General features: G+C 43.5%; 7 protein-coding genes. All 7 read left to right on the top strand.

Features of this window, described 5'->3' with window-relative positions:
- A partial coding sequence (locus tag A3842_RS06290) for a DUF6037 family protein (protein WP_074100799.1) occupies positions 1-581 on the top strand: 581 nt, incomplete at its 5' end.
- A gap of 409 nt (positions 582-990) precedes the next feature.
- On the top strand, positions 991-1,524 hold the full coding sequence (gene sigK / locus A3842_RS06285; protein WP_074100798.1) for an RNA polymerase sporulation sigma factor SigK: 534 nt from the start codon (positions 991-993) through the stop codon (positions 1,522-1,524).
- A 513-nt stretch (positions 1,525-2,037) separates the two neighbouring features.
- A complete protein-coding gene (locus A3842_RS06280) occupies positions 2,038-3,042 on the top strand; it encodes a Gfo/Idh/MocA family protein (RefSeq protein ID WP_074100797.1) in 1,005 nt (334 codons plus the stop codon).
- A gap of 8 nt (positions 3,043-3,050) precedes the next feature.
- Positions 3,051-3,947 (top strand): AraC family transcriptional regulator, encoded by an 897-nt coding sequence (locus tag A3842_RS06275; protein WP_074100800.1) that lies wholly within the window; start codon positions 3,051-3,053, stop codon positions 3,945-3,947.
- Between the two features lie 11 nt (positions 3,948-3,958).
- Positions 3,959-5,044 (top strand): Gfo/Idh/MocA family protein, encoded by a 1,086-nt coding sequence (locus A3842_RS06270; RefSeq protein ID WP_074085786.1) that lies wholly within the window; start codon positions 3,959-3,961, stop codon positions 5,042-5,044.
- A gap of 102 nt (positions 5,045-5,146) precedes the next feature.
- A complete protein-coding gene (locus A3842_RS06265) occupies positions 5,147-5,989 on the top strand; it encodes a sugar phosphate isomerase/epimerase family protein (protein ID WP_074100796.1) in 843 nt (280 codons plus the stop codon).
- Entirely contained in the window at positions 5,990-6,550 is a 561-nt protein-coding gene (sigK, locus tag A3842_RS06260; protein ID WP_074100795.1) for an RNA polymerase sporulation sigma factor SigK, read from the top strand.
- Positions 6,551-6,807 lie beyond the last annotated feature (257 nt).

Raw genomic sequence — 6,807 nt, 5'->3', positions numbered from 1 at the left:
GGGTAATTGACTCTTTTATATTTAGCTATAACAATGAAGATTTTATCGTATTAGTTAAGTTATTTGTGGAAAATGAAAAAAAGAAAGACACATACGCACTTGTAAAATTAGAATTTTTAAGACAGTCTGATTTGAATAGTAGTTTGGAGCTAGAAGCGAATTCAAATTCGTTATTTGTTGCTACAAAAACTCTTAGAGAATATTTTAATATAGAATACAATGAAAATTTGGGAGATATACTTCAACAATTTAAGGAATATTTTTCGAAGTTCATTCCTAAAGAAGTGATTGAGGATAAGAGTGAAGAGAAATTGAGAATACTTGTTGCTTCTTTGAGTAAAAGTGATTCGGAAAATCCTAATAAAATGTATTGTTATCAAGTTAGGAGAAATGGGTATAAGTCGGACGGAGAATTAGCTCAAAGAAGTATTTATAATGATAATAAGACTAGAATCTTACGACCATTTTTGTATTCAAAATTAAAAGACGAAAAAAATATAAGTTTCTGTTTTTCGGAAAATAAAAATGATGAAAATACCGATGAAACGATATTAGCAAATTGGGTTAAAAACAAAAAGTGAAGTATTGCGTAACAGTTAAAATGCAAATACTACCTTCGTTCCACTATGCCATATCCGATCTCGGAGGAAATAATTCACTTTAATCGGTTTCTGAGCCGTAGACAAAGGTACTCAAAATGATGCTATTGGTAATGATGGTTAATCCCACGGCCAATTACTGAAGAGATACATAAATGAATTTACCGACCTTCCCCATTCGTAGTTAAAGAATACACGTGGGTAGGACACAACTGGATAATGAGGGTAAGAACCATTAAATTAAGCAACATTTCTCCTTAATTGCTCTTGCGCTAAATCATAATTAGTGATGATTAGTAATATAGGAACTGCATGCCTATAAATGAAAAATTCGTAACAAAAAAGTCCCGAAGGATATCTTTCAGGAGCTTTTGAAGTGTAGCAACGATCAATATTGACATCGCATCGTGTCCACAACCTCAAAAAATTCGACAATACGGGTGAAGACATGGAGGATCTCATCTCCATCGGCACCATCGGGCTGATCAAGGCCATTGAGAGCTACCGCCCTAACAAAGGTACGAAGCTGGCTACTTTTGCGGCCCGCTGTATAGAGAACGAAATCCTCATGCATTTGAGATCGCTTAAAAAGACCAAAAAGGATGTATCCCTGCATGATCCGATCGGGACGGACAAGGAAGGCAATGAGATCACGCTGATCGATATCCTTGGTTCCGATGCAGATGATATTGTGAAGGAAGTAGATCTGAAGATTGAGAAGAGCAAGATTTATCGTAATCTGGATATTCTGGATGACCGGGAGAAGGAAGTGGTGGTTGGCCGCTTTGGTCTCGATACCGGCGGGGAAGAGCGGACGCAGCGGGAGATTGCGAAGGAGCTGGGGATCTCGCGGAGCTATGTGTCGCGGATTGAGAAAAGGGCGCTCATGAAGCTGTATCATGAGTTTTATAAGGCGAAGCGGTAAGCTTAAAATTAAGGCGGTATTCGTTAATAATAGAGCCAATAGAAAGCGACTTGTCTGCGGATGAGTTGCTTTTTGGTTTTTGATGGATCAGGTCAAGGGGATATGATAGGAAAATACCATTTAAGGGGCATTAAAATGACATACAAAGAGGTGTATGATCTACATATCCCATTGCTACATCTTTACGAAAAAAATGATAAGAACCAATGGATATCCCTAAGATGACATGGCGCAAATTAAGATTTCAGTTATACTTTTTGAAGAGTCGAGCAGCAGGAGCTCGGCTTTTCTTGATTAACTATGCACCGAACCCTAAGGTGTTAAGCTAAAAGGTTGGAGAAGGAAGGACACTATCTAAGACGAAGCACGATGCTCTCGAATGAGTAATAATTGTGAAATAACAAATGTCGTAATATTATATATTGATTGTCGTTATTCTCTATTAAAAAATAGTTGCGATCATGATACTTTATAAATAGATGTCATGATTATATATATTGGAGGGTAAGGCTGATGAGCATTGGGATAGGAGTAATTAGCTTTTGGCATGTCCATGCCTGGGACTATGTGAAACAAGCACAAGAGCATGAGGATACTTTTATTGCAGCAGTATGGGATGAAGATGCAGAGCGTGGGAAGAAAGCGGCTGAATCTTTGGGAGTTCCCTTTTTCACTTCATTAAATGATATGCTTGCGCAAAAAAATGTGGATGCCGTAATTGTGGATGCGCCAACCAATAGGCACACAGAAGTACTGGTGGCTGCTGCCGGGGCGGGAAAACATATATTCACCGAGAAGGTGATTGCTCCAACGGTAAAGGAAGTTAATGATATCATTTCGGCGATTGAAGCAAGACAGCTGAAATTAACGGTTTCATTGCCACGGTTAAACGATGGATATACCCTATCCATTCAAGAACTGATAAGTCAAGGCTTGCTCGGTGAGATCACATATGTCCGGGTCCGTTTATCACATAATGGGGCGCTTGCGGACTGGTTGCCTGATCATTTCTATAGTTTGGAGCAATGCGCAGGAGGCGCGCTAATTGACTTGGGCTGCCACCCTATGTATTTATCCCGGCTATTTTTGAGCGAAGAAGTTACCGGGGTGAATGCGAATTTCGGCTACATCACAGGCAAAGAAGTAGAAGATAATGCTGTTGTGACACTTTTTACGAAATCAGGTGCGATCGGAGTTGTAGAAGCCGGGTTTGTGAACAGTCATTCCCCGTTTACGATCGAGGTCCATGGAACCGAAGGGTCTCTTTTATTTGGAACACCGGAAGAAAAATTGCTGCTTAAGACCAATTTAGGTAACGGAATCTCTGGCAACTGGACGGAAATAGCTCTGAAAGACAATAGGGAGAGCGCTTTTCAGCAGTGGGTGGGCCATGTTCAACATGATACACGCGCTGATGAGAATATCCGGGTAGCTGTTGAACTTACTGCCTTAATGGAGTCCGCTAACCGCTCGGCTAAAGAAGGACGTGTGGTTGCTTTGTCTGAGGTAAAGATTTGATCTACCAAATGATGTCTCAAAAACCGGATATTCTGGAAAGGCTTGATATCTCGATTCTATGGGGACATTATGAAATTACAGTGCTCAGGTTTCACTTAACATCCTTTCCGCCTGGGAAAATCATTGATTTCCATAATCACGCCGAGTTTGAATTTCATTTCATCCCCAAAGGTAAGGGAAAGGTAATCTTGGGTAAGCAGGAGTATGCATTAGCAGAGGGGATGCTTTACTTAACCGGACCAGGTGTTATGCATTATCAGGAAGCGAACTGCGAAGAGGCGATGGATGAATTTTGCCTGCATATTGATATCAAAGAGAAACCTAGAGATGGAGCGGACCCATGGGAGGTAGCGGAAGCTGAAGAATGTGTCGGGAAGCTGCGGCATTTGCCCCTTTTTCCTATCCGGGATCGTTATCATGCCATGGATTGCTTTCTTGAAGCCTATGAAGCGTATGACGGGAAGCTGTCCGGATATTATACCTCCATCAAGCATCAGGTAATCAGTATTCTGTTGAAGGCCGTAAGAGCGTATGATCTGGGCGGAATAGTTACAGAAGCTCCAGTACGGGATATGTTGAACTACAGGTACCATTTTGCCATTCAATACATGAAGGCTAATATTTCAAGCGGAGTAACCCTGGACACTGTTGCTGAAAAACTGAATATCAGCTCCAGGCAGTTGCAAAGGGTTTTTAAAAAGGTTAACCCTGAACAAACGTTTAGCAGAATTCTCGAGGATATACGTTTGCAAGGAGTCTGTCACAAGCTATCTGAAAGCGTTCTCTCTATTGAACATATTGCTCAATCAGAAGGATTTGCCAATGCGACCTATCTGCATAATGTTTTTCGCAAGCGCCTCGGCATGACCCCCGCTGTATATCGCAAAGAAAACTCTATAAAGTGAGGATGATAAGGATGACTAAAAGCTATCGTATTGGAATAATCGGGTGTGGCGGAATCGCGAACGGTAAACATTTTCCAAGCTTAAGTAAGTTGAAGAACATCGAAATCGTTGCGTTCTGCGATATTGTGGAAGAGCGGGCTGAACAGGCTGCCAAGCAATATGGAGGCAAAAACGCCAGAGTCTATACAGATTACACAGCCTTATTAGAGGACGGTACAATAGATGTTATTCATGTATTGACACCGAACGAATCACATGCGGAAATTTCCATCGCCGCTTTAGAAGCCGGCAAGCATGTAATGTGTGAGAAGCCAATGGCTAAAACAGCAGCAGATGCCAAAAGAATGGTAGAAGCAGCTGAGAGAACCGGAAAGAAATTAACGGTTGGCTACAACAACCGCTTTAGAGAAGACAGCTTGTATTTGAAGAAGCTCTGCGAGGAAGGACAACTGGGTCACATTTATTATGCTAAGGCTCATGCGATCAGAAGAAGAGCTGTACCGACCTGGGGTGTTTTTCTGGATGAGGAAAAGCAGGGAGGAGGGCCTTTGATTGATATCGGCACCCATGCGCTTGATCTGACCTTATGGATGATGGACAATTATAAGCCAAAGGTCGTCTTGGGTACTAAATATCATGAGCTGTCGCAACGGGAAAATGCCGCCAACGCATGGGGACCTTGGGACCCTGAGAAATTTAAAGTTGAGGATTCGGCCTTTGGAATGATTGTTATGGAGAATGGCGCGACAATCATGCTGGAATCCAGCTGGGCGCTTAACTCGCTGGAAGTGGATGAGGCCAAATGCAGCTTAAGCGGAACGGAAGCAGGCGCAGACATGAAAAATGGCTTGCGCATTAATGGTGAACAATTTGGCCGTATGTATACGAACCAGATTGAGCTTGGAGCGGGCGGAGTGGCTTTCTATGACGGTAAAGAGGAAAGCGCGCCTGACCTGGAGATGAGAAAGTGGATTGAGGCCATTGATCAGGACAAGGAACCGCTCGTAAAACCTGAGCAGGCATATGCAGTTTCATTAATTTTGGAAGCAATCTACGAATCGGCACGTACAGGTAAAGCGGTTTATTTTAACGAGTAACAGGGTATCCCTTTTAAATGTTCGTTTTTGAGGTTAATATAGTAAATCAGTTCAAAGGTGTGGGCGTTCGGAAATTACCACAACTTTAGGGAGGATTCGACAATGTTAAGAGGGTTGACACGGGAGGGGATTGGGGCAGTTGAAAGTCCGGAGCGTATGATCGAATTGGCATCTGAAGCCGGATTTCAGGCGGTGGATTTCAGTGCCAAAGAGCTGATCGACCGGCTCGGAACAGCGGGGGCAAGAGAGAAGCTAGCCAAGCATGGCGTTATTATTGGCTCTATTGGATTACCAGTAGAATGGCGGGCGAGTGACGATGAATTCCGGGATGGCCTGTCTGCCTTGATAGAAGAAGCTGCAGCGGCAAGAGCCCTTGGCTGCACATGCTGCTGCACTTACATTTTACCGTCAACAGATATGAAGCCAGCGCATTTCATGGCGCTTGCCACCCGGCGGCTGAAGCTATGCGCCCAGATTCTCGGCGTTTACGGTCTGCGGTTTGGACTTGAATTCGTCGGCCCGTATCATTTGCGGACATTCTGGAAATATCCATTTATTTGGACGATGGAAGAGACGCTGGACTGGATTGATGCCATCGGGGAACCGAATGTCGGTTTGCTGCTGGACGCTTATCATTGGTATACAAACGGTGGGACCATTGCGGATATCAAACGGCTGCAGGCCTGTCAAATTGTTCATGTGCATATCAACGATGCACGAAAGGTGCCGGTGGAAAAGGTGCTGGATAACGATCGGCTGTATCCCGGAGAAGGGGTGATTGATTTAGCCGGATTTGTGCAAGCTTTGCAGCATATCGGTTATGATGGCGTCGTATCACAAGAAATACTTACTCTGCATGCGCCGGTGGAAACGCCGGAGCAGTTGATTAAGCGGTCCAAGGCTGGTTTTGATCGCGTATTTGAATATAAAAACAAACTAAATTGAATTGGGAACAATCGTAATTGGTTTGTTTTTTTTACATCGCATCGTGTCGACAACCTCAAAAAATTCGACAACACAGGGGAAGATATGGAGGACCTCATCTCCATCGGCACCATTGGGCTGATCAAGGCCATTGAGAGCTATCGCCCTAACAAAGGTACGAAGCTGGCTACTTTTGCTGCCCGCTGTATTGAAAACGAAATCCTGATGCATTTGAGATCGCTTAAAAAGACCAAAAAGGATGTATCCCTGCATGACCCCATAGGGACGGACAAGGAAGGCAATGAGATCACGCTGATCGATATCCTCGGCTTCGACGCAGATGATATTGTGAAGGAAGTGGATCTGAAGATCGAGAAGAGTAAGATTTACCGCAACCTGGACATTCTGAATGACCGGGAGAAGGAAGTTGTGGTTGGGCGGTTTGGGCTGGATACGGGCGGGGAAGAGCGGACGCAGCGGGAGATTGCGAAGGAACTGGGGATCTCGCGGAGTTATGTTTCGAGAATAGAGAAAAGGGCGCTGATGAAGCTGTATCATGAGTTTTATAAGGCGAAGCGGTGAGTGCACATTACAAGAAGCATCCGCTACAAAAGGAACGTTTATTATGCAACTCGTCTGCGGACGAGTTGCTTTTATTATTTTATAGATTAGGGGGGCTTTATGATGACGGCATACAAAGAAAGTTTCCAGGACCATATTAGAATTTTTTACAGAAGATATAGTTCAGCGAATTTTTGAATTAAACCAACTCATAAAAATATATGAGAAAGGGAGAGGGCAAATTGTTAAGTGGTGCTCTAAATAGTACATATATCCAG

The sequence above is a fragment of the Paenibacillus sp. P3E genome, assembly GCF_001909045.1.
In the GTDB taxonomy this organism is placed as follows: domain Bacteria; phylum Bacillota; class Bacilli; order Paenibacillales; family Paenibacillaceae; genus Paenibacillus_AQ; species Paenibacillus_AQ helianthi.
The sequence above is the reverse complement of the archived record's forward strand: the minus strand, read 5'-3'. Positions and strand labels throughout refer to the sequence as shown.